This window comes from Hydrogenophaga sp. ANAO-22, from assembly GCF_042466645.1.
Lineage (GTDB): Bacteria > Pseudomonadota > Gammaproteobacteria > Burkholderiales > Burkholderiaceae_C > Hydrogenophaga.
This window is the reverse complement of the sequence record NZ_CP159956.1, coordinates 2,619,498-2,641,652: the sequence shown is the minus strand read 5'-3', so window position 1 is coordinate 2,641,652 and position 22,155 is coordinate 2,619,498. Positions and strand designations below refer to the sequence as shown.

Here is a 22,155-nt window from a genome sequence, read left to right as displayed (position 1 = left end):
CTCACCGCGCCGCCGTTCCGGGTAAACCCTTGATTTGTTTCCAGAATAATCATTTAATATATTAAATAAATGGACGACGCCACCCCTTTCATCCACCGCAACCTGCCGCGCCTGTTGCTCGAAGCGCGCGAGGCCGTGATGCTGCACACCCGGCCCAGCCTGCGCGAGTACGGCCTGTCCGACCAGCAGTGGCGCGTGCTGCGCGTGCTGGGCGAACACGCGCAGCTGCCTGGCGGGGTGGAGACCGGGCGCGTGGCGCGCGAGGCCTTTCTGCTCGGCCCCAGCCTCACCGGCGTGCTGACCCGCATGGAGCGCGACGGTCTGATCGCGCGCAGCCGCTGCCCGCAGGACGCGCGGCGCACCGTGGTGCGCGCCACGCCGGCGGGGCTCAAGCTGGTGAAGGGCCTCTCCAGCACCATCGAGGCGCACTACGCCTGGATGGAGCAGCGCCTGGGCAAGGCCCGGCTGGCGCAGCTCTACGCCCTGCTCGACGAGGTGATCGCGCTCGAACAACCCCTGAACACCGAAGAGGCCGATGGCCTGGAGGACGACGCCGCATGAACCCGATTCCCTGGATGCCGGCCGGCACGGTCTACGGCACCCTGCTCAACTTCCAGCGCGAACACGCGCTGTGGGCGCCGCGCATGCACGAGGCGCCCTACAAGGCACCGCCCAAGGCGCCGGTGCTCTACATCAAGACCGCCAACACCTTCACGCCCCACAGCCAGGCCATCGCGCTGCCCGCCGGTGCGGCGGTGCAGGTGGCGGCCTCGCTCGGCCTGGTGGTGGGCGAGGACGGCGTGCTCGGCGCGGTGTTGTTCAACGACGTGGCCATCGCGCACGAGAGCTACTACCGCCCGCCGGTCAAGGCGCGCTGCGTCGACGGCTTCCTCGGCGTGGGCGCCGAGTGCGTGCCCATCGCACAGCTCGGAGGCGTGGCCGGGCTGGTCGATCTGCAGATCGAACTGCACATCAACGGCGTGCACCGCCAGACCACGGTCCTGGCCGAACTGCTGCGCGACGCCGCCACCTTGCTGGCCGATGTGAGCGAGTTCATGACCTTGCGGCCGGGCGACGTGCTGATGCTGGGCACCGACTGCCTGGCCGACGGCACGCGCCCGCTGGTGCACCCCGGCGACACGGTGGAGATCACCGCCCCGGGCTTCGCGCCCACCTTGCACAGCTTCACACAGGAGGTGGCCGCATGAAGCGCGCCCGCATCGCCTGGGCCGGCGCGGTCCACGACGCCATCGAGTCCGACGGCCAGCTCGAACTGCTCACACCGGCCCTGAAAGGCCGCCGCGTGGCCTTTGACGACGTGGTCTGGCTGCCACCGTTGCAGCCCCTGCCGCCGCAGCGCCCGCGCACCGTGCTCGCGCTCGGCCTGAACTACGCCGACCACGCGAAGGAACTGGCCTTCAAGGCGCCCGAGGAACCGCTGGCCTTCGTCAAGGGCGAGGCCTCGCTCACCGGCCACCGCGGCTTCACGCGGCGCCCGCCCGGCGTGGATTTCATGCACTACGAGTGCGAGCTCGCGGTGGTGATCGGGCGCACCGCCAAGCGCGTGAAGAAGGCCGACGCCCTGGACTTCGTGGGCGGCTACACGGTGGCGAACGACTACGTCATCCGCGACGTGCTGGAGAACTGGTACCGGCCCAACCTGCGCGCCAAGAACCGCGACACCTGCACGCCCATCGGCCCCTGGCTGGTGGACGCGGCCGACGTGCCCGATCCGATGAACCTCGCGCTGCGCACCACCGTCAACGGCGAGGTGACGCAGCAGGGCAGCACGCGCGACATGATCTTCGACGTGCCGACGCTGATCGAGTACTTCAGCGCCTTCATGACGCTGCAACCCGGCGACCTGATCCTCACCGGCACGCCCGACGGCGTGGTCGACTGCCGGCCCGGCGACGTGATCGTCACGTCCATCGAAGGCATCGGCGACCTCGTCAACACCATCACCCAACACCCCTGAGCCGCAGCATGACGACGACGATCCAGCACCTCATCAACGGCAAGGCCGTGGCCAGCGCCGCGAGCTTCGAGACCCTCAACCCCGCCACGCAGGACGTGCTGGCCGAGGTCAGCGCGGGCGGCGCGGCGGAAATCAACGCCGCCGTGCAGGCCGCGAAGGACGCGTTCCCGAAATGGGCCGGCCTGCCGGCCACCGAGCGCGCGAAGCTCATGCGCAAGCTGGGCGAGCTGATCGCGGCGAACGTGCCCGAGATCGCGCAGACCGAAACCAACGACTGTGGCCAGGTGATCGCGCAGACCGGCAAGCAGCTGGTGCCGCGCTCGGCCGACAACTTCCACTACTTCGCCGAGATGTGCGCGCGGGTGGATGGCCACACCTACCCCACGCCCACGCACCTGAACTACACGCTGTTCCACCCGGTGGGCGTGTGCGCGCTCATCAGCCCGTGGAACGTGCCCTTCATGACCTCGACCTGGAAGGTCGCGCCCTGCCTGGCGTTCGGCAACACGGCGGTGCTGAAGATGAGCGAGCTGTCGCCCCTGACGGCCGCGCGCCTGGGCGAGCTGGCGCTGGAGGCCGGCATTCCGGCGGGTGTGCTCAACGTGGTGCACGGTTACGGCAAGGACGCGGGCGAGCCGCTGTGCGCGCACCCGGATGTGCGCGCGATCTCCTTCACCGGCTCCACGGCCACGGGCAACCGCATCGTGCAGAGCGCGGGCTTGAAGAAGTTCAGCATGGAGCTGGGTGGCAAGAGCCCGTTCGTGATCTTCGACGACGCGGACCTGGACCGCGCGCTGGACGCGGCGGTGTTCATGATCTTCAGCAACAACGGCGAGCGCTGCACGGCGGGCAGCCGCATCCTGGTGCAGCAGAGCATTTACGCCGACTTCGTGGCGAAGTTCGTGGAGCGCGCCAAGCGCATCACGGTGGGCGATCCGCTGGACGAGAAGACCATCGTCGGCCCGATGATCAGCCAGGCGCATCTGGCCAAGGTGCGCAGCTACATCGAGCTGGGCCCGAAGGAGGGTGCCACGATGTTGTGCGGCGGCTTGGACCGGCCGTCGTACGCGCCGGAGCTGTCCTCGCGCGTGGCCAAGGGCAACTACGTGTGGCCGACGGTGTTCGCGGACGTGGACAACCGCATGCGCATCGCGCAGGAGGAAATCTTCGGCCCGGTGGCCTGCCTGATCCCGTTCCGCGACGAGGCGCATGCGATCGAGCTGGCGAACGACATCCAGTACGGTCTTTCGAGCTATGTGTGGACGGAGAACCTGGGGCGTGCGCACCGGGTGGCGGCGGCCGTGGAGGCGGGCATGTGTTTCGTCAATTCGCAGAACGTGCGGGATCTGCGCCAGCCGTTTGGCGGCACCAAGGCGAGCGGCACGGGGCGTGAGGGGGGTACCTGGAGTTATGAGGTGTTCCTGGAGCCCAAGAACGTCGCTGTGTCCCTCGGGTCTCATCACATTCCCCACTGGGGCGTCTGAAATGCTTTCGCGTCAACGGGTGGGCAAGATCGGATGGGCAGGGCGCTCTGCTCCGCGGGTGTCCCCCGACGGCTGGTGCCGTCTCCTCCTTTACCCCGCTGCGCAGAACGCCCTGCCCATCCGATCTGAAGCGGTTTGGGCGGGGGACACCCGCGGAGCCGGGCAGCCGCCGCGGCCAACCCACGGAGCGAACTACACCATCACCAAGGGAAAGGCCACATGGGCAAACTAGCACTCGTCGCAAAGATCACCCACGTCCCGTCGATGTACCTGAGCGAACTCGACGGCCCGAGAAAGGGCACGAGGCAGGACGCCATCGACGGCCACGTGGAAATCAGCCGCCGCTGCCGCGAACTCGGTGTCGACACCATCGTCGTCTTCGACACCCACTGGCTCGTCAACGCCAGCTACCACCTCAACTGCGCCCCCCGCTTCCAGGGCACCTACACCAGCAACGAGCTGCCCCACTTCATCAGCAACATGCCGTTCGAGATCCCGGGCAACCCCGAACTCGGCCAGCTGCTCGCCAAGGTGTGCAACCAACACGGCGTCGAAACCCTGGCCCACGACGCCACCACCCTCGGCCCCGAATACGGCACCCTCGTGCCCATGCGCTACATGAACGCCGACCAGCACTTCAAGGCCGTCTCGGTCTCGGCGCTGTGCCAGTCGCACTACCTCAACGACAGCGCGCGCCTCGGCTGGGCCATGCGCAAGGCCGTCGAAGACCACTACGACGGCACCGTCGCCTTCTTCGCCAGCGGCTCCCTCAGCCACCGCTTCGCGCAGAACGGCCTCGCGCCCGACTTCGCCTTCAAGATCTGGACCCCCTTCCTCGAAACGCTCGACCGCCGCGTCGTCGAGATGTGGGAGCAGGGCGAGTGGAAAGCCTTCTGCGAGATGCTGCCCGAGTACGCCGCCAAGGGCCACGGCGAAGGCTTCATGCACGACACCGCCATGATGCTCGGCGCCCTCGGCTGGAGCGACTACGACGGCCAGGCCGAGGTCATCACCCCGTACTTCGGCGCCTCCGGCACCGGCCAGATCAACGCCGTCTTCCCCGTCACGCCGCAGACCGGCGCGGCCATCCCCGCCGCACAGGCCTCGTCGGCCAAGGGCTACCAGGCCGTCTCCCGACTCTGAGAACGCCACCCATGCCGCACCTCGTCATCCTCTACACCCCCAACCTCGACAAGCCCGCCAGCGAAGGCGGCACCGACATGGGCGCGCTCTGCCGCGAGCTGTGCGACGCCATGCTCGCGGTGCGCGACGAGGCCGACAAGCAGGTCTTCCCCACCGGTGGCACGCGCGTGCTGGCCTACCCGGCGGCGCACAGCGCCATCTCGGACGGCGGCGCGGCCGGCATCGCCGCCGGCCTGGGGGGCGACTACGCCTTCGTCTACATGAACGTGCGCATGGCCCAGGGCCGCAGCGCCGTCACCCACCAGCGCGTGGGCGAGGCGCTGCAGGCCGTGGTGAAGGCGCACTTCGCCGTGCAGCTCGCCACGCGCGCCATCGGCATCACCGTGCAGGTGGACGAGGGCCACGAGGTGTTCGACGCCAAGACCAGTTCCCTGCACCCGCTGTTCAACCGGAGCTGACCCCATGCTCGACGACACCCTCATCCAGCGGCTCGCGGCCGAGCTCGACGCTTCGGAACGCAGCCGCGTGCCGCTGGAGCACTTCTCCAAACGCTTCCCGGGCATGACGGTCGACGACGGCTACCGCGTCGGCCGGGCCTGGGTGGGCCTGCAGGTGGCCGCTGGCAAGCAGGTGATCGGCCACAAGATCGGCCTCACCAGCCGCGCCATGCAGATCTCCAGCCAGATCGACGAGCCCGACTACGGCACCCTGCTCGACAGCATGCGCTTCACCGCCTCGGCGGGCGAGGTGCTGCAGATCCCGACGTCGCGCTTCATCGCGCCGCGCGTGGAGGTGGAGCTCGCCTTCGTGCTCAAGTCGCCCCTGCAGGGCAAGGACGTGACGGTGGAAGACGTGCTCGCGGCCACCGAGTACGTGACGCCCGCCATCGAGATCATCGATGCGCGCATCGAGCAGTTCGACCGCCACACCAAGGTGATGCGCAAGGTGTTCGACACCATCAGCGACAACGCGGCCAACGCCGGCATCGTGATCGGCGAGGGCGACCTGCGTTACCGCGCCGACCCCTTCACCCTCGACCTGCCCTGGTGCGGCGCCATCCTGCGGCAGAACGGCGTGGTGGAAGAAACCGGGCTGGCCGCGGGCGTGCAGGGCCACCCGGCGGTTGGCATCGCGTGGCTCGCGCACAAGCTCGCGCCCTGGGGCGAATCGCTTCAGCCCGGTCAGATCGTGCTGGCCGGCTCGTTCACGCGGCCGGTCGCGGCCCGCCAGGGCGACCTGTTCGAGGCCGACTACGGCCCGCTCGGCAGCCTTCGTTTCCAGTTCGTCTGAATTTCTCTCCCCACCCCATGCAAACCCCCGTCAACCCCTTCAAACAGGCGCTCGCCGAGCGCCGCGCGCAAATCGGCTTCTGGCTCGGCCTGGCCAACCCCTACAGCGCGGAAATCTGCGCCGGTGCCGGCTTCGACTGGCTGCTGATCGACGGCGAGCATTCGCCCAACGGCCTGCAGGACTTGCTGTCGCAGGCCCAGGCCATCGCCGCCTACCCGGGCTCGCACGCCATCGCGCGCGTGCCCGTGGGCGATGCGGCGATCATCAAGCAGTACCTCGACGTCGGCCTGCAGACCCTGCTGGTGCCCATGGTGGACACGCCCGAGCAGGCGGCCCAGCTGGTGCGCGCCTGCCGCTACCCGCAGAACGACGGCCAGGGCGGCGTTCGCGGCATGGCCGGCGCCCGGGCCTCGCGCTGGGGCCGTTACCCGAACTACGCGAAGGAGGCCAACGCCCAGGTCTGCCTGCTGGTGCAGGCGGAGACGCGCGAGGCCCTGCAGCAGCTCGACGCCATCGCGGCCACGCCCGGGGTGGACGGCGTCTTCATCGGCCCGGCCGACCTCTCCGCCTCGCTCGGCTACGTGGGCGACCCGGGCCACCCCGAGGTGCAGGCCGCGATCGAGGACGCCATCGCGCGCATCCTGCGCGCCGGCAAGGCACCCGGCATCCTGACCACCGACGAGGCCCAGGCGCGCCACTACCTCGCCCTGGGCGCGGTGTTCGTGGCCGTGGGGCTGGACACCCAGATCCTCGCGCGCCAGACCAGCGCCCTGGCCGCGCGTTTCAAGACCGATGCGCCCGCCGTGCCTGCCCAGGCCAAGGGCAGTGTGTACTAGGAGATCGCCGCCATGAACGCCGCCCTGCCCACCACCACCGCCACACCCGCCGGCATGCACCCGGACGAATGGGCCGCGCGCGTCGAGCTCGCCGCCTCCTACCGCGTCTTCGCCATGCTGGGCTGGACCGAGATGATCTACAACCACATCACGTTGCGCCTGCCCGCCAGCGTCTGCGGTGACGACAAACAGTTCCTCATCAATCCGTTCGGCCTGCACTACTCGGAGGTCACGGCGCGCAACCTGGTGAAGATCAACCTGCAGGGCGAGGTGCTCGACGGCTCGCCGCACCCGGTCAACCCGGCCGGCTTCACGGTGCATGCCGCCATCCACGACGGCCTGCCCGGTGCGCACTGCGTGATGCACACCCACACCACGGCTGGCGTGGCCGTGGCCTGCCTGAAGGACGGCCTGCAGCAGACCAACTTCTACACCGCGCAGTTGCACGGCATGGTGGCGTACCACACCTTCGAAGGCATCACCATCCACGCCGACGAAGCGCCGCGCCTGCTCAAAAGCATTGGCGACCGCCCGGCCGTGATCCTGCGCAACCACGGCTTGCTGGCCTGGGGCGCCACCCTGCCGCAGACCTTCGCCATCCTCTGGACGCTGCAGCGCGCCTGCGAAATCCAGATGGCCACGTTCTCGATGGGCGGTGCGCAGGCGGCCCTGCCGGTGCCCGAGGCCATTGCCGAAAAATGCACGCGCGACGCGCTGCAGTTCAGCCCCCACCACGGCGCCGGCCGTGACGTGTTCGACGCGCTGGTCCGGCAGGTGAACCGCCTGGACCGCAGCTACCTGGAGTGAGCCCTTGACCTCTTCCCCTGACTTTCAGCGCGTGGCCATCGTCGGCGCGGGCGCCATCGGCGGCTGGCTCGGCGTGCGGCTCTCGCACACCGGTTGCATCGTGAGCGCGCTGGCGCGCGGCGAGACGCTCGCGGCCCTGCAGCGCGATGGCCTGCAGCTGCACCAGGACGGCCAGCTGCAGGGCGCGCCGGTGCAGGCCGCCGCCAGCGCCGTGACCCTGGGCGTGCAGGACCTCGTGATCGTGGCCGTGAAGGCCCCTTCGCTGCCCGACCTCGCGCGCGGCATCGCGCCGCTGATCGGCCGCCACACCGTGGTGCTCACCGCCATGAACGGCGTGCCCTGGTGGTTCTTCAACGGCTTTGGCGGCGAGCGCGCCGGCACGCGCCTGAAAACGGTGGACCCCGAGGGGGAGATCGAGCGTTGCATCCCGGCGCGCCACGTCATCGGCGGCGTGGTGCACGCGAGCTGCTCGGTGGACGCGCCCGGCGTGATCCGTCACCACTTCGGCAACGGCCTCATCCTCGGCGAACCATCGGGCGAGTCCAGCGAGCGGGTGGCGGCCCTGGCCGAGCTGCTGCGGCGCGCCGGGCTCAACGCCACGGTGTCGCCGCAGATCCAGAAAGACGTCTGGTACAAGCTCTGGGGCAACATGACGGTGAACCCCGTGAGCGCGCTCACCGGCGCCACCACCGACCGCATCCTGGGTGACCCACTGGTGCGCGACTTCATCAGCCGCGTCATGCTCGAGGCCAAGGACATCGGGGCGCGCATCGGCATCCCGATCGACCAGCAGCCCGAAGACCGCCACGCGGTCACGCTCAAGCTCGGCGCGTTCAAGACCTCGATGCTGCAGGACGTGCAGGCGCACAAGCCGGTGGAACTCGACGCCCTGGTGACCGTGGTGCGCGAACTCGGCCAGCTCACCGGCGTGCCCACGCCGTTCACCGACGCGCTGCTGGGCCTCTCGCGCCTGCAGGCGCAGACGCTGGGGCTGTATCCGTCAGCCCAGTAGGGCCGGAAACAGCTTCACCAGGCCGGTCGCCATCACCTCGACCGACAGCGCGGCCAGGATCAGGCCCATCAGCCGCGTCATCACGTTGATGCCGGTCTGGCCCAGGAAGCGCGCGATCGGCTCGGCCAAGGTGAAGCAGATGGCCGTGGCCAGGGCGATCACCACACCGTAACCCACCAGCGCGGCGTGCTGGAAGAAGGTCTTGGCCTGGTCGGCGTAGATCACCACGGTGGACATGGTGGCCGGCCCGGTGAGCAGCGGGATCGTCAGCGGCACCACCGCGATGGAGGTGCGCGCCGAGGTGTCGCTCAGTTCCTGGTCGGTGGCCTTGGCCTCCGCCGGCCGCGCGTTGAGCATGGACAGCGCCGAGGTCAGCAGGAGCATGCCGCCGCCGACCTGGAAGCTCGCCAGCGAGATGCTGAAGAACTCCAGGATCTGCAGGCCGATGACGGCGCAGGTGGCGATCACCGCGAAGGCGCTGAAGGCCGAGATCATCACCGTGCGCTGTCGCTGCTGGCGCGAGAAGCCCTGCGTGTAATGGATGAAGAAGGGCACGATCGCCAGCGGGTTGACGATCGCCAGCAGGGTGATGAGCGGCTTGAAATCCATGAGCTGGATTGTGGCCCACCCCCGCCGCGCTGTGCGCGGCCCGCTCAAGGGAGCGCACGCTCGGACCGGCGGAGCCGGATCCTTGCGAGCGCTGGATCAGGTGCCTCGCACCGGAAAGGGCGAGGCCTACGCCTTGCCCGGCTCGCGGCGCCGGAACATGCCGTAGCCCTCCATGTAGAGGACCTTGTCGCCGTGCTGGTTGAACATCTCCCAGGTGGTGCGCACCAGGCCCACGTCCAGGCGCTTGCTCATGGGGCGTTTTTCCTGGATCGTGTGCTGCAACCGCAGCGTGTCGCCCGGGAACACCGGCTTGAGCCACTTCACGCTCTCCAGGCCGGGCGAGCCCAGGCTGGAGCTTTCGTTGAGGAAGTTGGTCACCATCAGCCGCATCGCCATGGCGCAGGTGTGCCAGCCGCTGGCGCTGAGCGCGCCGAACACCGAGGCCTTGGCGGCCTCGGCGTCGAGGTGGAAGGGCTGCGGGTCGAACTGGCGCGCGAAGGCCACCGTCTCCTCTTCGGTCGGCGTGATGGTGCCCAGGTCGCGCGTCTCGCCGACCTGCAGGTCTTCCCACCAGTACTTGATGTGCGATGTGTTCGTGTGTGTCGTGGTCATGTCAGCGTCCTCCGGAGACGTCCATCAGGGTCATGGTGGTGTAGCTCGCCGCGTCGGACAGCAGCCAGACGATGGCCTGCGCCACCTCGTCGGCCCGGCCACCGCGCTGCATGGGCACCTGGTGCTTGAGGTCGCGCACCCGGTCGGGCAGGCCGCCCGAGGCGTGGATCTCGGTCTCGATCAGGCCCGGCCGCACCGCGTTCACGCGCACGCCCTCGCCGCCGACTTCCCGCGCCAGGCCGATGGTGAAGGCGTCGATCGCGCCCTTGGCCGCCGCGTAGTCCACGTACTGGCCGGCCGAGCCCAGGCGCGAGGCCGCGCTGGAGAGGTTCACGATAGAGCCGCCTTCGCCGCCGTGTTTCGTGCTCATGCGGCGCACCGCCTCGCGCGCGCACAGCATCGAGCCGATCACGTTGATGTCGAACATGCGGCGCCAGCGCGCCACGCTCATCTCGTCCACGCGGGCCGTCACGTCGACCACGCCCGCGTTGTTCACCAGGCCGTGCAGGCGGCCGAGCTTGGCGTCGATCTTCGCGAACATTGAGAGCACCTGCTCTTCGTCCGCCACATCGGCCTGCACGCTCATGGCCGTGCCGCCCTCGGCGCGGATCGCGCGCACCACCTCGTCGGCCGCGAGCGAGTTCGCGGTGTAGTTCACCGCCACCGCCCAGCCCTGCCGCGCGGCCAGCCGGGCGGTGGCCGCGCCGATGCCGCGCCCGCCCCCGGTGACCAGCAGCGCCCGGCCTGTCATCTCAGCCATAACCCGTCTCCTGCAGAATGTGGTGGCATCGCGTACAACACGGGCTCGCCACCGAGCTTGCCATTACAACAGTGACAGGAGACCGACATGCGTCGCACAGTCGACTATTACTTCGTCCCGCAAAGTCCCTGGGCCTACCTGGGCCACGCGCGTTTTGCGGCCTTGCTGCGCGAGACCGGCACGCCCGTGCGCGTGCGGCCCATGGACCTGGGCAAGATCTTCCCGCTGTCCGGCGGGCTGCCCCTGCAGAAGCGCGCGCCGCAGCGCCAGGCCTACCGCCTGCTCGAGTTGCGCCGCTTCAGCGAGGCGCTGGACATCCCGCTCCACCCCGAGCCCCGCTTCTTTCCCGTGGCGGGCGATCCCGCCGCGCGGCTGATCACTGCCGTGGCCCAGCACGACGGCGACGAGGCCGCGATGCGCCTGACCGGCGCGGTGCTGGCCGCCGTCTGGGCGCAGCAGCGCGACATTGCCGACGACGCCACGCTGGCGGCCCTGCTGGCCGAGACCGGTCTGGATGCCGCGCGGCTGGCGCAGTCCCGGCAGCCCGAGGTGCAGGCGCGCTACGACGGGCACACGCAGGCCGCCATCGACCTCAGCGTGTTCGGCGCGCCCAGCTACGTCATCGACGGTGAACTGTTCTGGGGCCAGGACCGCCTCGACTTCGTGGCGCGCCGGCTGCGCGCCTGACTTTTTCAACCCGACAACAGGAGAAACACCATGGGTCAGACGATCGAACTCACCTCCGCCGACGGCTTCAAATGCCCGGCCTACGTGGCCCGGCCCAGCGGCAAGGCCAAGGGCGGCCTGGTGCTGCTGCAGGAAATCTTCGGCTTGAACTCGCACATCCGATCGGTGGCCGACGGCTACGCGGCCGATGGGTACTTCGTGGTCGCGCCGCACACCTTCCACCGCGCCAAGCCCGGTGTGGAACTCGGCTACACCGAGGCCGACATGAAGGCCGGCATGGAGCTCAAGGCCGCCGTGGAAGGCCTGCCGGCGCCGGGCGTGATGCCCGACATCCAGGCCGCGATCCAGCACGCGGCGCAGGCCGGCAAGGTCGGCATCCTCGGCTACTGCTGGGGCGGCCTGCTCACCTGGCGTTCGGCCAGCGCGCTGCAGGGACTGTCCGCCGCCGCGCCGTACTACGGTGGCGGCATGACGGTGGGTGCGGAGCTCGAGCGCCGGCCCACGGTGCCGGTGATGGTGCATTTCGGCGCGCAGGACCATTGGATTCCGCTCGACACGGTGGAGGCCTTCAAGAAGGCCCAGCCCGGCGTGACGGTGCACGTGTACGACGCCAACCATGGCTTCAACTGCGACCAGCGTGGCTCGTACAACGAGGCAGCGGCCAAGCTGGCGCGCGAGCGCACGCTGGCTTTCTTCGCGCAACACCTGGGCTGAAACCGTGTGGCGCGCCGCGGCATCGCTGGGGCTGCTGATCGGGGCCTGCGCGGGCGCGGCGGCCGCCGACTACAGCGGCCCACTGTTTGACGCGCACCTGCACTACAACAACGAAGCCTGCACGCACGACACACCGGCCCCGGGCTGCCCGCACCCCATGGCCGATGTGCTCGACCGCATGCAGCGCAACGGGGTGCGTGCCATCGTCGCCAACTCGCGGCCCAACGACGGCACCAAGGCGCTGGCCAGTGCGCGTGAGCAGACGCGCAAGGCCGGTGTCGCGGTCGTGCCCTTCGTGCGCCTGTACCGCGATCGCGCCGACTACAACAACTGGTTCCGCGACCCCACCATCGTCGAGATGGTCAACACCGAACTCCAGCGCGGCACGCCCGCCGGGCCCTACCGCGGCCTGGGCGAATTCCACCTGTACGACAGCGCCAACGCCAATGGTCCGGTGGCCAAACAGCTCATGGCCCTGGCCGAAGAGAAGGACCTTGCCATCCTCGCGCACGTGGACGATGCGGCGATCGACCTGCTGATGGCCAACACGCCTTCCAAGGGACGCAGGTCGCTGTTGATCTGGGCCCACACCGGCATCGGTGGCACGCCGGTGGCGCGCGTGGACGAACTCTTCGCGCGTTACCCGCGCCTGGTGGGCGAGCTGTCGTACCGCCCCGGTCTGACCTGCGCCGACGGCCAGCTCTGCCCCGAATGGCGTGCGCTGCTGCTCAAGTACCCGGACCGTTTCCTGATCGGCTCGGACACCTGGATCAACCAGCGCTGGTTGTACTACGACGAGCTCATGAAGGGCTACCGCACCTGGCTGGGCGGCCTGCCGGCCGACGTCGCGCGGCGCATCGCCTGGGACAACGGCGCGAAGCTCTTTGGCGTGCCCCCACCCGCCCCTTGAATCCCATGATCCAACTGCACTTCGCCCCCAGCAGCGCCGCCATGGTGCCGCACATCCTGCTCGAAGAAATCGGTGTGCCCTACGAGCGCGTGCTGGTCGACAAACAGAACGGTGGGCACAAGACGCCGGCCTACCTCGCGCTCAACCCGAACGGCCTGATCCCGGTGCTGGTCGACGGTGATCTGGTGCTGTATGAAACGGCCGCGATCTGCCTGCACCTGAGCGACACGCACCCCAAAGCCGCGTTGATGCCACCCATGGACACGCGCGACCGTGCCCATGCCTACAAGTGGCTCATGTGGTTGACCAACACGCTGCAGGCCACGCTCATCGTCTACTTCTACCCCGAGCGCTGGGCCGACACCGGGCACACCGAGGTCGCCGCGGAAGTGCAGCGCAACGCCCAGGCCCGCGTGGGGCCGCTGCTCAACCAGCCGGATGCCGAAATCGAACGCCGTGGCGGCCCGTGGTTCATGGGCGAGCAGTTCACGCTGCTCGATGCCTACGTATTCACGCTGTGCCGCTGGACGCGCAACTTCCCCGGCGCGCCGGCGCGGGACCGCCAGCACCTGGGTCCGTACCTGCAGCGCATGCTGGCAAGGCCGTCGGTGCAGCGGGTGCTGGCCAACGAAGGCCTGGTCGAACCCTACGTGTAGAGCTCAGCGCGCGGTGCGCGCCAGGTAGCGCTTGCGCCAGAACACCACGCCCAGCACCGCCGCCGTGAAGGCCATGGAACCGATGGCCCACCAGAAGCCGGTCTGCTGGTGCAGCAGCGGGATGAACTGGAAGTTCATGCCGAAGATGCCCGCGATCAGGTTCAGCGGCAGGAAGATGGCGGTCAGCGCGGTGAGCGTGCGCATGATGTCGTTGGTGCGGTTGCTCTGCGCCGAGAAGTGCATCTGCACCGCGGTTTCCGCGTTCTGCTCCAGCCGGCGCACGTGGTGCACCACGCGCTCGATGTGCTCGAGCACATCGCGCGAACGCACCTTGAGCAGCTCCAGCCCGCGTTGCCCGCCGATCGCGTCGGTCGGCTCCCAGGTGGCGAGGTTCTCGTTCCAGTCCTGGATGGCGGAACGCTGGTCCTCGCAGATCTCGTCGAGCTGGTGCAGCGAGATGCGCGCGTCCAGCAGCGAGCCCCAGTTGCTGAAGCGCGCCTTGGGCATCAGCAGTTCGGTCTGCCAGTGGTCGAGCTGGCGCGTGAGCTCGCGGCGCAGCGCGAGGTAGCCGTCGACCATCTGGTTGACGATGCGCAGCATCAGGTCGGCCGGGCTGGGCGGCAGGTGCACGCCGGCCGCGCGCGAAGCGGCGGTGGCGGCCGAGAGCAGCCGCGTGGCGTACTGTTCCAGCGCCTGGCAGCCGACGGGGTGCACCGTGAGCAGCACGCGGTCGAACACCGCGAAGCCGACCGGGCTGGTGTCGATGCGCCGCAGCACGGGCGGGCCGCCGCGTTTGACGGACTGGGTGAGCACCTCGCCGGGGTGGGCGAGGTCGGTCTCGCTGTGGCCGGCCGCCAGCCGGCGGAACACCAGGATGTCGTACTGCGAGGTGTAGTCGTAGTGCGAGGGCAGCTGGTTGTTGAGCAGGTCGGCGATGTGCAGGTCCACCAGGGTCATGCCGCACAGCACCTGCAGGGTGGACTGCACCGCGCCCTGTTCCAGCTCGAACTCGCGCCGCCCGCAGGCGATCCAGATGTAGCCTTTCTCCGGCAACACCATGGGCAGGGCGCCGGATTCGTTCACCGAGCCGGGCAGGACGTGGAAGATGCGCATGGTGGGGTGGGTGCCTGGTGTCAGCCGCGCAGCAGGCGCGCCGCGTCGCGCGCGAAGTAGGTGAGCACGCCGTCGGCGCCCGCGCGCTTGAAGGCCAGCAGGCTTTCCATCATCACCGCGTCGTGGTCCAGCCAGCCGTTGAGGGCGGCGGCCTTGAGCATGGCGTACTCGCCGCTGACCTGGTAGGCGAAGGTCGGCACGCCGAACTCGTCCTTGACCCGGCGCACGATGTCCAGGTAGGGCATGCCGGGTTTGACCATCACCATGTCGGCGCCTTCGGTCAGGTCCAGCGCGACCTCGCGCAGGGCTTCGTTGGAGTTGCCCGGGTCCATCTGGTAGACCTTCTTGTCGGCCTTGCCCAGGTTGGTGGCCGAGCCGACCGCGTCGCGAAACGGGCCATAGAAGGCGCTGGCGTACTTGGCGCTGTAGGCCATGATGCGCGTGTGCACCAGGCCGTTGCCTTCGAGAGCGGTGCGGATGGCGCCGATGCGCCCGTCCATCATGTCGCTGGGGGCAACCATGTCCACGCCCGCCTGCGCCTGCGTCAGGGCCTGTTTCACCAGGATCTCCACCGTGGGGTCGTTCAGGATGTAGTTGTGCTCGTCGAGCACGCCGTCCTGTCCGTGGCTGGTGTAGGGGTCCAGCGCCACATCGGTCATCACACCGAGCTGCGGGAAGCGCTTCTTCAGCTCGCGCACCACGCGCGGCACCAGCCCGTCCGGATTCAGGGCCTCCTGGCCGTCCGGCGTCTTGAGCGACTGGTCGATCACCGGGAACAGCGCCATGGCGGGGATGCCCAGCGCCACGCAGTCCTCGGCCACCGGCAACAGCAGGTCCAGGCTCAGGCGCTCCACGCCCGGCATCGAGGCCACGGCTTCGCGCCGGTTCTGGCCATCCAGCACGAACACCGGGTAGATCAGGTCGGCCGGGCTGAGGCGGTGCTCACGCACCAGGTCGCGGGAAAAGGCATCCCGGCGCAGGCGACGGGGGCGGCTGTGAGGGTAGGGGGCGGGGGCGTGCATGCACGTATTGTGGCAAACGCCCCTTTTCGCCGTGTGAAGGTCGCCGCGACGCGGCTTGCCCGGCTGAACTGGGAAAGTTGACAGGGGGCTGGGCGCCCGAAAATGCGCCGCAGGTGTGGTGAACTCCACGGTAAGAAGAAAATACTGGTCTCCGAGTGGCCACCATCCGGCGCGTCAGCCGCTATTCTTCAGTCAACACATCTTGTTACTGATCCGCGGGAGACCCTGCGCACCACCAGTCCGCCCATGTTGACCACCAAAAAGCCCTCTTCGCACAGCTTTGCCAACACCAAGCCCAGCGCCAGTGAGCCCGAGTCGTGGTCGCTGGACGAGCATTGGCCGACCCTGTTGTCCGGCTTGGCCGATCAGGTCACGGAAGGGGTGAGCGCACTGCAGAACACCATCGATCTCCTGCTGAGCAAGGGCACCATCAGCCGGCAGGAGCACCGGGCGCTGAGCATCCCGGCCGAGCGCATCAAGCAGTCCGGCGTCAGCGCGCAGCAGATCCACCGCTTCTATGGCGGGCGCATCCGGCAATCGCATGAAAAGGTGGGCATGGCCGACCTGGTGGAAGGCGTGCTGCAGGAGCGCAAGAAGGAATTTGCCGTGCTGGGCATCGAGATGCGGCGCAAGCTCAAGCCGGTCGAGGTGCTGGTGGACCCGACCGTGGCCCACACCTTCGTCAACGCCGTGCTCGACTGGGGGCTGCCGTTCGGCAGTCGCATGGACGTTCGCATGGACACCAATGCCTGGCCGCGGCACGCCCGGTTGCAGTTGCGCGTCTCCAACGACGGCGCACCCCCGTCGAGCCACGCGTCGACGGACAGCCTGAGCTGGCTGCTGGTGCGCCAGATCGCGCTCGCGGCCGGCGGCATCGAAATCGAACGCCAGGTCACCGACGATGGCGTGAACTTCACCGCCCTGTTCAGCCGCACGGTGCAGGCGGTGGACGGCATCTCGGCCGTGGACCTCTCGGACGACCATTCCTCGATGTTCAAATCGCTGTCCGGCGTGTATGTGCTGACCATCTCGCCCACGTTGCAGATCCGCGCCGATGTGCGCGACGCCTTGCGCGAGATCGGCATCGGTTCGGACAGCGTGGTCGACTTCCGGCAGGCGCGCGAGGCGATCCTCTCCCGCATGCCCAACCTCATCGTCGTGGATGCCGGGATCAAGGAAGAAGGCTTCGATCAGTTCCGCCGCGAACTGCTGCGCGAAGTGTTGGAGTTCCCCTTCGTCGAGATCTCGCCGGACGACAGCTCGTTCGACATGTCGGGCTTTGGCGAGTTCTCCATGGCCAAGGTGGGGCGGGGTAACATCCGCGAAGCCCTGGGCACGGCGGTGATGTTTGAACTCGCCAAAATGATGTGACCTGTTCCGCCTACAACAAAAAATCGAACAGAACAATGTCAGAACTGACAGGTCCTCTTGGTTTCCGCCCCTTCTTGGTGTAATATTTCTGTCGAGCTTGCCGAAAGGTCGGCTCCCCGCTTTTCCTCCCTGAGCGGGTGCCTTAGTGTGTGACAGCAAAAAGGCTTCCTGACCCGGCCCGAAAGGCCGGGTTTTTTTTGCCCTGTCAATTCTGGCGATTTGCCCGCCTCGGCCCGTTCCCTGAAGCCCCGGGGCTACACTGCCCGGATGCTCTGGGTCAAGTCCTTCCACATCGTTTTCGTGGCCAGCTGGTTTGCCGGCTTGTTCTACCTTCCGCGCATCTTCGTGAACCTGGCGATGGTGCCTCCCGAGAGCGTCGCGGAGCGTGAGCGCCTGCTTCTGATGGCGCGCAAGCTGATGCGTTTCACCACCATTCTGGCGGTGCCGGCCCTGGCCCTCGGGCTGTGGCTCTGGCTGGGCTACGGCATTGGCCGGGGGGCGGGCAACGGCTGGATGCACGCCAAGCTTGCCGCGGTTGTCCTCATCCTGGGCTATCACCATGCCTGCGGCCTGCTGTTGCGCCGGTTCGTGGAAGGTACCCAGCGGCGCAGCCACGTCTGGTACCGCTGGTTCAACGAAGTGCCTGTGATCCTGCTGGTGGCCGTGGTGGTGCTGGTGGTGGTCAAGCCCTTCTGACGCTTTGAAAACCCGCTCCTCCGCCTGGCCGCTGGCACTGTTGTTTGCCGGCGTGGTGGTGTACGCCAGCCTGTACCCCTTCACGGGATGGCGCGTGCAGGGCGTGTCGCCGTTGGCCTTCCTGTGGGCGCCGCTGCCGCAGTATTGGACCGGTTTCGACGTGGCCTCCAACCTGCTGGGCTACGCCCCCCTGGGTTTTTTGTTGAGCCTGGCGATGCTGCGATCGGGCTGGGGGCGGTGGTCCTGGTGGTTGGCGTTCGGGGTGTCGGCTTTGTTGTCCCTGGCGGTGGAGACTCTGCAGAATTACCTGCCTATGCGGGTGCCGTCCAATGTCGACTTCGTGCTCAACAGCGCTGGCGCGGCCCTCGGCGCGGCCTGTGCCTGGGGGTTGGAGCGCCTGGGGGTGCTGCGCCACTGGAGCCAGTTTCGCGCCAACTGGTTCGAGCCCTCGGCCCACGGCAGCCTGGTGCTGCTGGCGCTCTGGCCGTTTGCGCTGCTCTACCCGCTGTCGGTGCCGTTTGGTCTGGGCCAGGTCTGGGATCGGCTGGAGGCTGGCCTGGTGCTCTTGCTGGAGGACACCCCTTTCCTGACCTGGGTGCCCGTGCGTTTGGAAGCTCCCGACCCGCTCAGCCCGCTGGCCGAGGCCTTCTGCATTTCGCTGTGCTTGCTGTCGCCTTTGTTGATGGGGTTTGCCGAAATGCGATCGGTGCTGCGCCGGGTCTTCTTCCTGCTGACGTTCTTTCTGGCCGCGGGGGGCGCGGCGGGCCTGTCGGCCGCCCTCACCTATGGGCCATCCCATGCCTGGGCGTGGGTCAGTCCGCAGGCCACCATGGGTCTGGTCATGGCGGTGCTGCTGGGCCTGGCGATGCTGGGCCTCCCGCGCCGGTTGTGCAACGTGGTGATGCTGCTGACCCTGGCGGTGTCGCTGACGCTCCTCAACCTCGCGCCCGACAGCCCCTACTTCGCGCAGTCGCTGGAAGTCTGGGAGCAGGGGCGCTTCATCCGTTTCCACGGAATTTCGCAGTGGCTGGGCTGGCTGTGGCCCTTTGCCGCCCTGATCTTCGGCCTGCGCGTGGTCGCGCGTGCACCGCTGGCCTCGGAGCGGACCACTAAAATTCCGCCATGAGCGAAAACAAGTCCTACTACGAGCGGCACATCTTCTTCTGCCTCAATCAGCGAGAAGGTGGCGAAGCCTCGTGCGCCCAGCACCGGGCGCAGGCCGCATTCGATCGCTGCAAGTCGCAGGCCAAGGCGCTGGGCCTGTCGGGCGCGGGCAAGGTGCGCGTCAACAAGGCAGGATGCCTGGACCGCTGTGCCGGTGGCCCGATCGCCGTCGTGTACCCGGAGGCGGTCTGGTACAGCTACGTGGATGAGCACGACATCGATGAAATCGTGCAATCGCACCTGCGCGACGGTGTGGTGGTGCAACGCCTGCTGACGCCACCGGACGTGGGGCGTTGAGGCGCGATGAACGCACAAACCGAGTTTCTGTCGATCATTGGCCCCGCGGGCCAGCTGGAGCTGGCGATCGACCGCCCCACGGAAGCGGCGCGAGGCACCGCCGTGATTGCCCACCCCCATCCCTTGCACGGTGGCACGCTGACCAACAAGGTGGTCCAAACCCTGGCGCGGGCCTGCGTGCAAGCCGGCTGGACCTCGGTGCGCTTCAACTTTCGCGGAGTCGGCCAGAGCGAGGGTGTCTACGACGAAGGGCGCGGCGAGCTCGACGATCTGATGGCGGTGATCGAGGCGCAGGCGCCAAGCGGCCCGCTGTGCCTGGCCGGCTTTTCGTTCGGCTCCTTCGTGACCAGCCATGCCGCCGCCCGGCTGCACGACTCGCGGGACATCCAGCACCTGGTGCTGATCGGCACCGCGGCCAGCCGTTTCGAGGTGGCGCCGGTGGCGGCGGAACTTCATGCCCGAACGCTGGTCGTTCATGGCGAGCAGGACGACACGGTGCCCTTGTCGTCCGTCATGGACTGGGCCCGCCCCCAATCGCTGCCGGTGCTGGTGGTGCCCGGTGGCGGCCATTTCTTCCACGGCCAGCTCCCGTTGTTGCGGGATCTGGTGCTGCGTCACCTGCGGGCCTGACCGCTCGCGGGTTCTCTTGTTTTCCCCTTTGAAGGACCGGATTTTGTTGCGTCGTCTCTTTTCCCGTTTTCTGTTGTGCCTGTCCCTCGGTGTGATGGTGCCCGCGCTGGCGCAGATGCCCGCCCCGCCCGAGGTGGCCGCGCGCGCCTACCTGCTGCTGGACGCGACCTCCGGCCAGGTGCTCGCCGCCAAGGACCCGGACCAGGCGGTCGAGCCCGCGTCGCTGACCAAGCTCATGACCGCCTACCTGGTGTTTGACGCGCTCAAGGCCGGCAAGATCAGCCTCACCCAGACCTTTGGCGTGAGCGAGCGCGCCTGGAAGATGCCCGGATCGCGCATGTTCATCGACCCCAAGATGCAGGTGCCGGTGGAGGATCTGATCAAGGGCATGATCGTGCAGTCAGGCAACGACGCGACGGTGGCGCTCGCCGAGGGCGTGGCCGGGTCGGTCGAGCGCTTCGTGCAGCTCATGAACGAACAGGCCAAGGCCCTGGGCATGGCGTCCACCACCTACCGCAACGTGGAAGGCCTCACCGAAGCCGGTCACACCACCACCGCGCGCGACTTGGCTACGCTGGCCACGCGCCTGATGGCCGACTTCCCCCAGTACGTGCCGTACTACGCCATCCAGCGCTACCGCTACCCGGGCACGCCCGCGGCCAACGACACCAATCGCAACCTGCTGCTGTTTCGCGACCCGAGCGTGGACGGCCTGAAAACCGGGCACACCAACGCGGCCGGCTATTGCCTGGTCGCCACCGCGCGCCGGCAGGTGCCAGGCCTGGGTGAGGGTGCCCAAGGGCAGCGGCGCCTGATCAGCGTGCTGCTGGGTGCATCCAGCGAAAACGCCCGTGCCGCCGAAAGCCAGAAGCTGCTCAACTGGGGCTACACCGCGTTCGACGCCGTGCGCCTGATTCCCGTTGGTCAGCCGGTGGCGACGCCCCGCATCTGGAAGGGCAAGGCCGATCAGGTCCGCCTGGGCCGGGCCGAAGGTGTGGTCGTGTCGGTGCCCGCGGGCGAGGGCGCCAAGCTCAAGTCCGAGGTGGTGCGGCCCGATCCGCTGGTGGCGCCCCTGATGAAGGGTCAGTCCGTCGGCACACTGCGCGTGACCACCGCCGGTGGCGCCACGGTGGCCGAAATCCCGTTGACCGTGCTCGAGACGGTCGAGGAAAGCGGCATCTTCGGCCGCGCCTGGGACGCGATCCGCCTCTGGATCCAGTGACGCTTCGAGCTTCACGGCCCTTCTGAGGGGCTCGCGTTGTCAGAAAATCGGCCACGTGCTACAGTAGAGGGCTTTTCGGAATCTTCCGAGGAGTTTTCGTTTTCGCTTTTTTCAAACGTTTAGGGACGTTTTAATGCCAACCATCAATCAACTCGTGCGCCACGGCCGGGAGGTCGAAAAGACCAAATCCAAGAGCCCGGCCATGGAAAACTCTCCGCAGCGTCGCGGTGTGTGCACCCGTGTGTACACCACGACCCCCAAGAAGCCCAACTCCGCTCTGCGCAAGGTTGCCAAGGTGCGCCTGACCAACGGTTTTGAGGTGATCTCCTACATCGGCGGTGAAGGCCACAACCTCCAGGAACACAGCGTCGTGCTGGTCCGTGGCGGTCGTGTCAAGGACTTGCCCGGTGTGCGTTACCACATCGTGCGCGGTTCGCTCGATCTGCAAGGCGTGAAAGACCGCAAGCAGTCGCGCTCCAAGTACGGTGCCAAGCGCCCCAAGAAGGCCTGATCGTTCGAAATTTCCGGTGTTTGTTCCGCCTGGCAGGTGGTTCAAGCGCAGTGGCCCACAACACGGAATGGTCCGTGCGGGTCGAGTAAGTGAGAGTTTTTGCATGACTCTCGCGGCCCCTGAAAAGGTGCCAACTGAAGCAATATGAGGTGAAAAAATGCCACGTCGTCGCGAAGTCCCTAAACGTGAAATCCTGCCGGATCCCAAGTTCGGCAATGTCGAGCTCTCCAAGTTCATGAACGTGATCATGGAAGGCGGCAAGAAGGCAGTCGCCGAGCGCATCATTTACGGTGCGCTGGAGCAGATCGAGAAGAAGAGCGGCAAAGATCCGGTCGAAATCTTCTCGGTCGCCATCAACAACGTCAAGCCCATGGTGGAAGTGAAGTCCCGCCGCGTGGGCGGTGCCAACTACCAGGTGCCGGTCGAAGTCCGGCCCGTGCGTCGTCTGGCCCTGTCCATGCGCTGGATCAAAGAGGCTGCCCGCAAGCGCAGCGAGAAGTCCATGGCCCTGCGCCTGGCCAACGAGCTGATCGAGGCCACCGAAGGCCGTGGCGGCGCCATGAAGCGGCGTGATGAAGTGCACCGCATGGCCGAAGCCAACAAGGCCTTCAGCCACTTCCGCTTCTGATCC

Annotated in this window: 27 protein-coding genes; 22 read left to right on the top strand and 5 right to left on the bottom strand. The window is 67.8% G+C overall.

Translation table 11 applies throughout. The features are described from left to right. Window positions 1–69 precede the first annotated feature (69 nt). The 10 genes from hpaR (at window position 70) to ABSY19_RS12685 (ending at window position 8,550) form a co-directional block, all read left to right on the top strand. Window positions 70–561: a homoprotocatechuate degradation operon regulator HpaR gene (hpaR, locus tag ABSY19_RS12730; RefSeq protein ID WP_382163194.1), complete on the top strand. Its 492-nt coding sequence runs from the start codon at window positions 70–72 to the stop codon at window positions 559–561. Beyond that, window positions 558–1,208 (top strand): fumarylacetoacetate hydrolase family protein, encoded by a 651-nt coding sequence (locus ABSY19_RS12725; protein WP_382163192.1) that lies wholly within the window; start codon window positions 558–560, stop codon window positions 1,206–1,208. Before hpaR ends, ABSY19_RS12725 begins: the two co-directional genes overlap by 4 nt. Further along, window positions 1,205–1,978: a fumarylacetoacetate hydrolase family protein gene (locus tag ABSY19_RS12720; RefSeq protein WP_382163190.1), complete on the top strand. Its 774-nt coding sequence runs from the start codon at window positions 1,205–1,207 to the stop codon at window positions 1,976–1,978. The genes ABSY19_RS12725 and ABSY19_RS12720 overlap by 4 nt, the downstream gene beginning before the upstream one ends. An 8-nt stretch (window positions 1,979–1,986) precedes the next feature. Continuing rightward, on the top strand, window positions 1,987–3,462 hold the full coding sequence (gene hpaE, locus ABSY19_RS12715; protein WP_382163188.1) for a 5-carboxymethyl-2-hydroxymuconate semialdehyde dehydrogenase: 1,476 nt from the start codon (window positions 1,987–1,989) through the stop codon (window positions 3,460–3,462). 219 nt (window positions 3,463–3,681) lie between these two features. Further along, window positions 3,682–4,605 carry a 3,4-dihydroxyphenylacetate 2,3-dioxygenase gene (gene hpaD / locus ABSY19_RS12710; protein WP_382163186.1) on the top strand — a complete coding sequence of 308 codons (924 nt, stop codon included), beginning with the start codon at window positions 3,682–3,684 and terminating at the stop codon, window positions 4,603–4,605. An 11-nt stretch (window positions 4,606–4,616) separates the two neighbouring features. Further along, entirely contained in the window at window positions 4,617–5,063 is a 447-nt protein-coding gene (locus tag ABSY19_RS12705) for a 5-carboxymethyl-2-hydroxymuconate isomerase (protein ID WP_382163184.1), read from the top strand. 4 nt (window positions 5,064–5,067) lie between these two features. Beyond that, the gene (gene hpaH, locus ABSY19_RS12700) at window positions 5,068–5,895 is read left to right on the top strand and encodes a 2-oxo-hept-4-ene-1,7-dioate hydratase (protein WP_382163182.1); all 828 of its coding nucleotides are present in this window, start codon (window positions 5,068–5,070) and stop codon (window positions 5,893–5,895) included. 17 nt (window positions 5,896–5,912) lie between these two features. Continuing rightward, window positions 5,913–6,731: an aldolase/citrate lyase family protein gene (locus ABSY19_RS12695; protein ID WP_382163180.1), complete on the top strand. Its 819-nt coding sequence runs from the start codon at window positions 5,913–5,915 to the stop codon at window positions 6,729–6,731. Between the two features lie 12 nt (window positions 6,732–6,743). Then, the gene (locus tag ABSY19_RS12690) at window positions 6,744–7,538 is read left to right on the top strand and encodes a class II aldolase/adducin family protein (RefSeq protein ID WP_382163178.1); all 795 of its coding nucleotides are present in this window, start codon (window positions 6,744–6,746) and stop codon (window positions 7,536–7,538) included. A gap of 4 nt (window positions 7,539–7,542) precedes the next feature. Next, window positions 7,543–8,550: a 2-dehydropantoate 2-reductase gene (locus tag ABSY19_RS12685; protein ID WP_382163176.1), complete on the top strand. Its 1,008-nt coding sequence runs from the start codon at window positions 7,543–7,545 to the stop codon at window positions 8,548–8,550. Here ABSY19_RS12685 and ABSY19_RS12680 read toward each other — a convergent pair. From ABSY19_RS12680 to ABSY19_RS12670, 3 genes are all read right to left on the bottom strand, one after another. Continuing rightward, window positions 8,539–9,159 carry a MarC family protein gene (locus ABSY19_RS12680; RefSeq protein WP_382163174.1) on the bottom strand — a complete coding sequence of 207 codons (621 nt, stop codon included), beginning with the start codon at window positions 9,157–9,159 and terminating at the stop codon, window positions 8,539–8,541. The genes ABSY19_RS12685 and ABSY19_RS12680 overlap by 12 nt on opposite strands. Window positions 9,160–9,285: 126 nt before the next feature. Next, a complete protein-coding gene (locus ABSY19_RS12675) occupies window positions 9,286–9,771 on the bottom strand; it encodes a MaoC family dehydratase (RefSeq protein WP_382163172.1) in 486 nt (161 codons plus the stop codon). Between the two features lies 1 nt (window position 9,772). Then, window positions 9,773–10,522, bottom strand: a complete 750-nt coding sequence (locus ABSY19_RS12670) for an SDR family oxidoreductase (RefSeq protein WP_382163784.1) — start codon at window positions 10,520–10,522, stop codon at window positions 9,773–9,775. 96 nt (window positions 10,523–10,618) lie between these two features. Between ABSY19_RS12670 and ABSY19_RS12665 the strand changes: the two genes are divergently transcribed. Genes ABSY19_RS12665 through ABSY19_RS12650 form a run of 4 tightly spaced genes read left to right on the top strand, consistent with a single transcriptional unit; the run spans window position 10,619 to window position 13,498 of the window. Then, the gene (locus tag ABSY19_RS12665) at window positions 10,619–11,218 is read left to right on the top strand and encodes a 2-hydroxychromene-2-carboxylate isomerase (RefSeq protein WP_382163170.1); all 600 of its coding nucleotides are present in this window, start codon (window positions 10,619–10,621) and stop codon (window positions 11,216–11,218) included. A 30-nt stretch (window positions 11,219–11,248) separates the two neighbouring features. After that, entirely contained in the window at window positions 11,249–11,932 is a 684-nt protein-coding gene (locus ABSY19_RS12660) for a dienelactone hydrolase family protein (RefSeq protein WP_382163168.1), read from the top strand. Between the two features lie 4 nt (window positions 11,933–11,936). Then, window positions 11,937–12,842, top strand: coding sequence for an amidohydrolase (locus ABSY19_RS12655; protein WP_382163166.1), 906 nt, complete (start codon window positions 11,937–11,939; stop codon window positions 12,840–12,842). Window positions 12,843–12,847: 5 nt separating this feature from the next. After that, window positions 12,848–13,498, top strand: coding sequence for a glutathione S-transferase family protein (locus tag ABSY19_RS12650; protein ID WP_382163165.1), 651 nt, complete (start codon window positions 12,848–12,850; stop codon window positions 13,496–13,498). 3 nt (window positions 13,499–13,501) lie between these two features. Here the strand turns inward: ABSY19_RS12650 and ABSY19_RS12645 are convergent, their stop codons facing one another. Beyond that, entirely contained in the window at window positions 13,502–14,611 is a 1,110-nt protein-coding gene (locus ABSY19_RS12645) for a magnesium transporter CorA family protein (RefSeq protein ID WP_382163163.1), read from the bottom strand. Window positions 14,612–14,631: 20 nt separating this feature from the next. After that, entirely contained in the window at window positions 14,632–15,633 is a 1,002-nt protein-coding gene (gene hemB, locus ABSY19_RS12640) for a porphobilinogen synthase (RefSeq protein ID WP_382163161.1), read from the bottom strand. A gap of 246 nt (window positions 15,634–15,879) precedes the next feature. Between hemB and ABSY19_RS12635 the strand changes: the two genes are divergently transcribed. From ABSY19_RS12635 to rpsG, 8 genes are all read left to right on the top strand, one after another. Further along, window positions 15,880–17,004: a hypothetical protein gene (locus ABSY19_RS12635; protein WP_382163159.1), complete on the top strand. Its 1,125-nt coding sequence runs from the start codon at window positions 15,880–15,882 to the stop codon at window positions 17,002–17,004. Window positions 17,005–17,271: 267 nt separating this feature from the next. Beyond that, window positions 17,272–17,700 carry a CopD family protein gene (locus ABSY19_RS12630; RefSeq protein ID WP_382163157.1) on the top strand — a complete coding sequence of 143 codons (429 nt, stop codon included), beginning with the start codon at window positions 17,272–17,274 and terminating at the stop codon, window positions 17,698–17,700. Window positions 17,701–17,704: 4 nt separating this feature from the next. Further along, on the top strand, window positions 17,705–18,826 hold the full coding sequence (locus ABSY19_RS12625; protein ID WP_382163156.1) for a VanZ family protein: 1,122 nt from the start codon (window positions 17,705–17,707) through the stop codon (window positions 18,824–18,826). Next, window positions 18,823–19,161 carry a ferredoxin gene (locus ABSY19_RS12620; protein ID WP_382163155.1) on the top strand — a complete coding sequence of 113 codons (339 nt, stop codon included), beginning with the start codon at window positions 18,823–18,825 and terminating at the stop codon, window positions 19,159–19,161. The genes ABSY19_RS12625 and ABSY19_RS12620 overlap by 4 nt, the downstream gene beginning before the upstream one ends. A 6-nt stretch (window positions 19,162–19,167) precedes the next feature. After that, complete coding sequence (locus ABSY19_RS12615) at window positions 19,168–19,791, top strand: alpha/beta hydrolase (RefSeq protein ID WP_382163153.1); 624 nt, start codon at window positions 19,168–19,170, stop codon at window positions 19,789–19,791. Between the two features lie 94 nt (window positions 19,792–19,885). Further along, entirely contained in the window at window positions 19,886–21,013 is a 1,128-nt protein-coding gene (locus ABSY19_RS12610; RefSeq protein ID WP_382163782.1) for a D-alanyl-D-alanine carboxypeptidase family protein, read from the top strand. 133 nt (window positions 21,014–21,146) lie between these two features. After that, window positions 21,147–21,524 (top strand): 30S ribosomal protein S12, encoded by a 378-nt coding sequence (gene rpsL / locus ABSY19_RS12605; RefSeq protein ID WP_068169701.1) that lies wholly within the window; start codon window positions 21,147–21,149, stop codon window positions 21,522–21,524. A gap of 157 nt (window positions 21,525–21,681) precedes the next feature. Then, window positions 21,682–22,152 (top strand): 30S ribosomal protein S7, encoded by a 471-nt coding sequence (gene rpsG, locus ABSY19_RS12600; RefSeq protein WP_137918320.1) that lies wholly within the window; start codon window positions 21,682–21,684, stop codon window positions 22,150–22,152. Window positions 22,153–22,155 lie beyond the last annotated feature (3 nt).

What these genes read in the sequence shown, in the direction of transcription:
- hpaR (WP_382163194.1), top strand. Translation starts at nt 70, where the DNA reads ATGGACGACGCCACCCCTTTCATCCACCGCAACCTGCCGCGCCTGTTG.
- ABSY19_RS12725 (WP_382163192.1), top strand. Translation starts at nt 558, where the DNA reads ATGAACCCGATTCCCTGGATGCCGGCCGGCACGGTCTACGGCACCCTG.
- ABSY19_RS12720 (WP_382163190.1), top strand. Translation starts at nt 1,205, where the DNA reads ATGAAGCGCGCCCGCATCGCCTGGGCCGGCGCGGTCCACGACGCCATC.
- hpaE (WP_382163188.1), top strand. Translation starts at nt 1,987, where the DNA reads ATGACGACGACGATCCAGCACCTCATCAACGGCAAGGCCGTGGCCAGC.
- hpaD (WP_382163186.1), top strand. Translation starts at nt 3,682, where the DNA reads ATGGGCAAACTAGCACTCGTCGCAAAGATCACCCACGTCCCGTCGATG.
- ABSY19_RS12705 (WP_382163184.1), top strand. Translation starts at nt 4,617, where the DNA reads ATGCCGCACCTCGTCATCCTCTACACCCCCAACCTCGACAAGCCCGCC.
- hpaH (WP_382163182.1), top strand. Translation starts at nt 5,068, where the DNA reads ATGCTCGACGACACCCTCATCCAGCGGCTCGCGGCCGAGCTCGACGCT.
- ABSY19_RS12695 (WP_382163180.1), top strand. Translation starts at nt 5,913, where the DNA reads ATGCAAACCCCCGTCAACCCCTTCAAACAGGCGCTCGCCGAGCGCCGC.
- ABSY19_RS12690 (WP_382163178.1), top strand. Translation starts at nt 6,744, where the DNA reads ATGAACGCCGCCCTGCCCACCACCACCGCCACACCCGCCGGCATGCAC.
- ABSY19_RS12680 (WP_382163174.1), bottom strand. Translation starts at nt 9,159, where the DNA reads ATGGATTTCAAGCCGCTCATCACCCTGCTGGCGATCGTCAACCCGCTG.
- ABSY19_RS12675 (WP_382163172.1), bottom strand. Translation starts at nt 9,771, where the DNA reads ATGACCACGACACACACGAACACATCGCACATCAAGTACTGGTGGGAA.
- ABSY19_RS12670 (WP_382163784.1), bottom strand. Translation starts at nt 10,522, where the DNA reads ATGACAGGCCGGGCGCTGCTGGTCACCGGGGGCGGGCGCGGCATCGGC.
- ABSY19_RS12665 (WP_382163170.1), top strand. Translation starts at nt 10,619, where the DNA reads ATGCGTCGCACAGTCGACTATTACTTCGTCCCGCAAAGTCCCTGGGCC.
- ABSY19_RS12660 (WP_382163168.1), top strand. Translation starts at nt 11,249, where the DNA reads ATGGGTCAGACGATCGAACTCACCTCCGCCGACGGCTTCAAATGCCCG.
- ABSY19_RS12650 (WP_382163165.1), top strand. Translation starts at nt 12,848, where the DNA reads ATGATCCAACTGCACTTCGCCCCCAGCAGCGCCGCCATGGTGCCGCAC.
- ABSY19_RS12645 (WP_382163163.1), bottom strand. Translation starts at nt 14,611, where the DNA reads ATGCGCATCTTCCACGTCCTGCCCGGCTCGGTGAACGAATCCGGCGCC.
- hemB (WP_382163161.1), bottom strand. Translation starts at nt 15,633, where the DNA reads ATGCACGCCCCCGCCCCCTACCCTCACAGCCGCCCCCGTCGCCTGCGC.
- ABSY19_RS12635 (WP_382163159.1), top strand. Translation starts at nt 15,880, where the DNA reads ATGTTGACCACCAAAAAGCCCTCTTCGCACAGCTTTGCCAACACCAAG.
- ABSY19_RS12630 (WP_382163157.1), top strand. Translation starts at nt 17,272, where the DNA reads ATGCTCTGGGTCAAGTCCTTCCACATCGTTTTCGTGGCCAGCTGGTTT.
- ABSY19_RS12620 (WP_382163155.1), top strand. Translation starts at nt 18,823, where the DNA reads ATGAGCGAAAACAAGTCCTACTACGAGCGGCACATCTTCTTCTGCCTC.
- ABSY19_RS12615 (WP_382163153.1), top strand. Translation starts at nt 19,168, where the DNA reads ATGAACGCACAAACCGAGTTTCTGTCGATCATTGGCCCCGCGGGCCAG.
- ABSY19_RS12610 (WP_382163782.1), top strand. Translation starts at nt 19,886, where the DNA reads ATGGTGCCCGCGCTGGCGCAGATGCCCGCCCCGCCCGAGGTGGCCGCG.
- rpsL (WP_068169701.1), top strand. Translation starts at nt 21,147, where the DNA reads ATGCCAACCATCAATCAACTCGTGCGCCACGGCCGGGAGGTCGAAAAG.
- rpsG (WP_137918320.1), top strand. Translation starts at nt 21,682, where the DNA reads ATGCCACGTCGTCGCGAAGTCCCTAAACGTGAAATCCTGCCGGATCCC.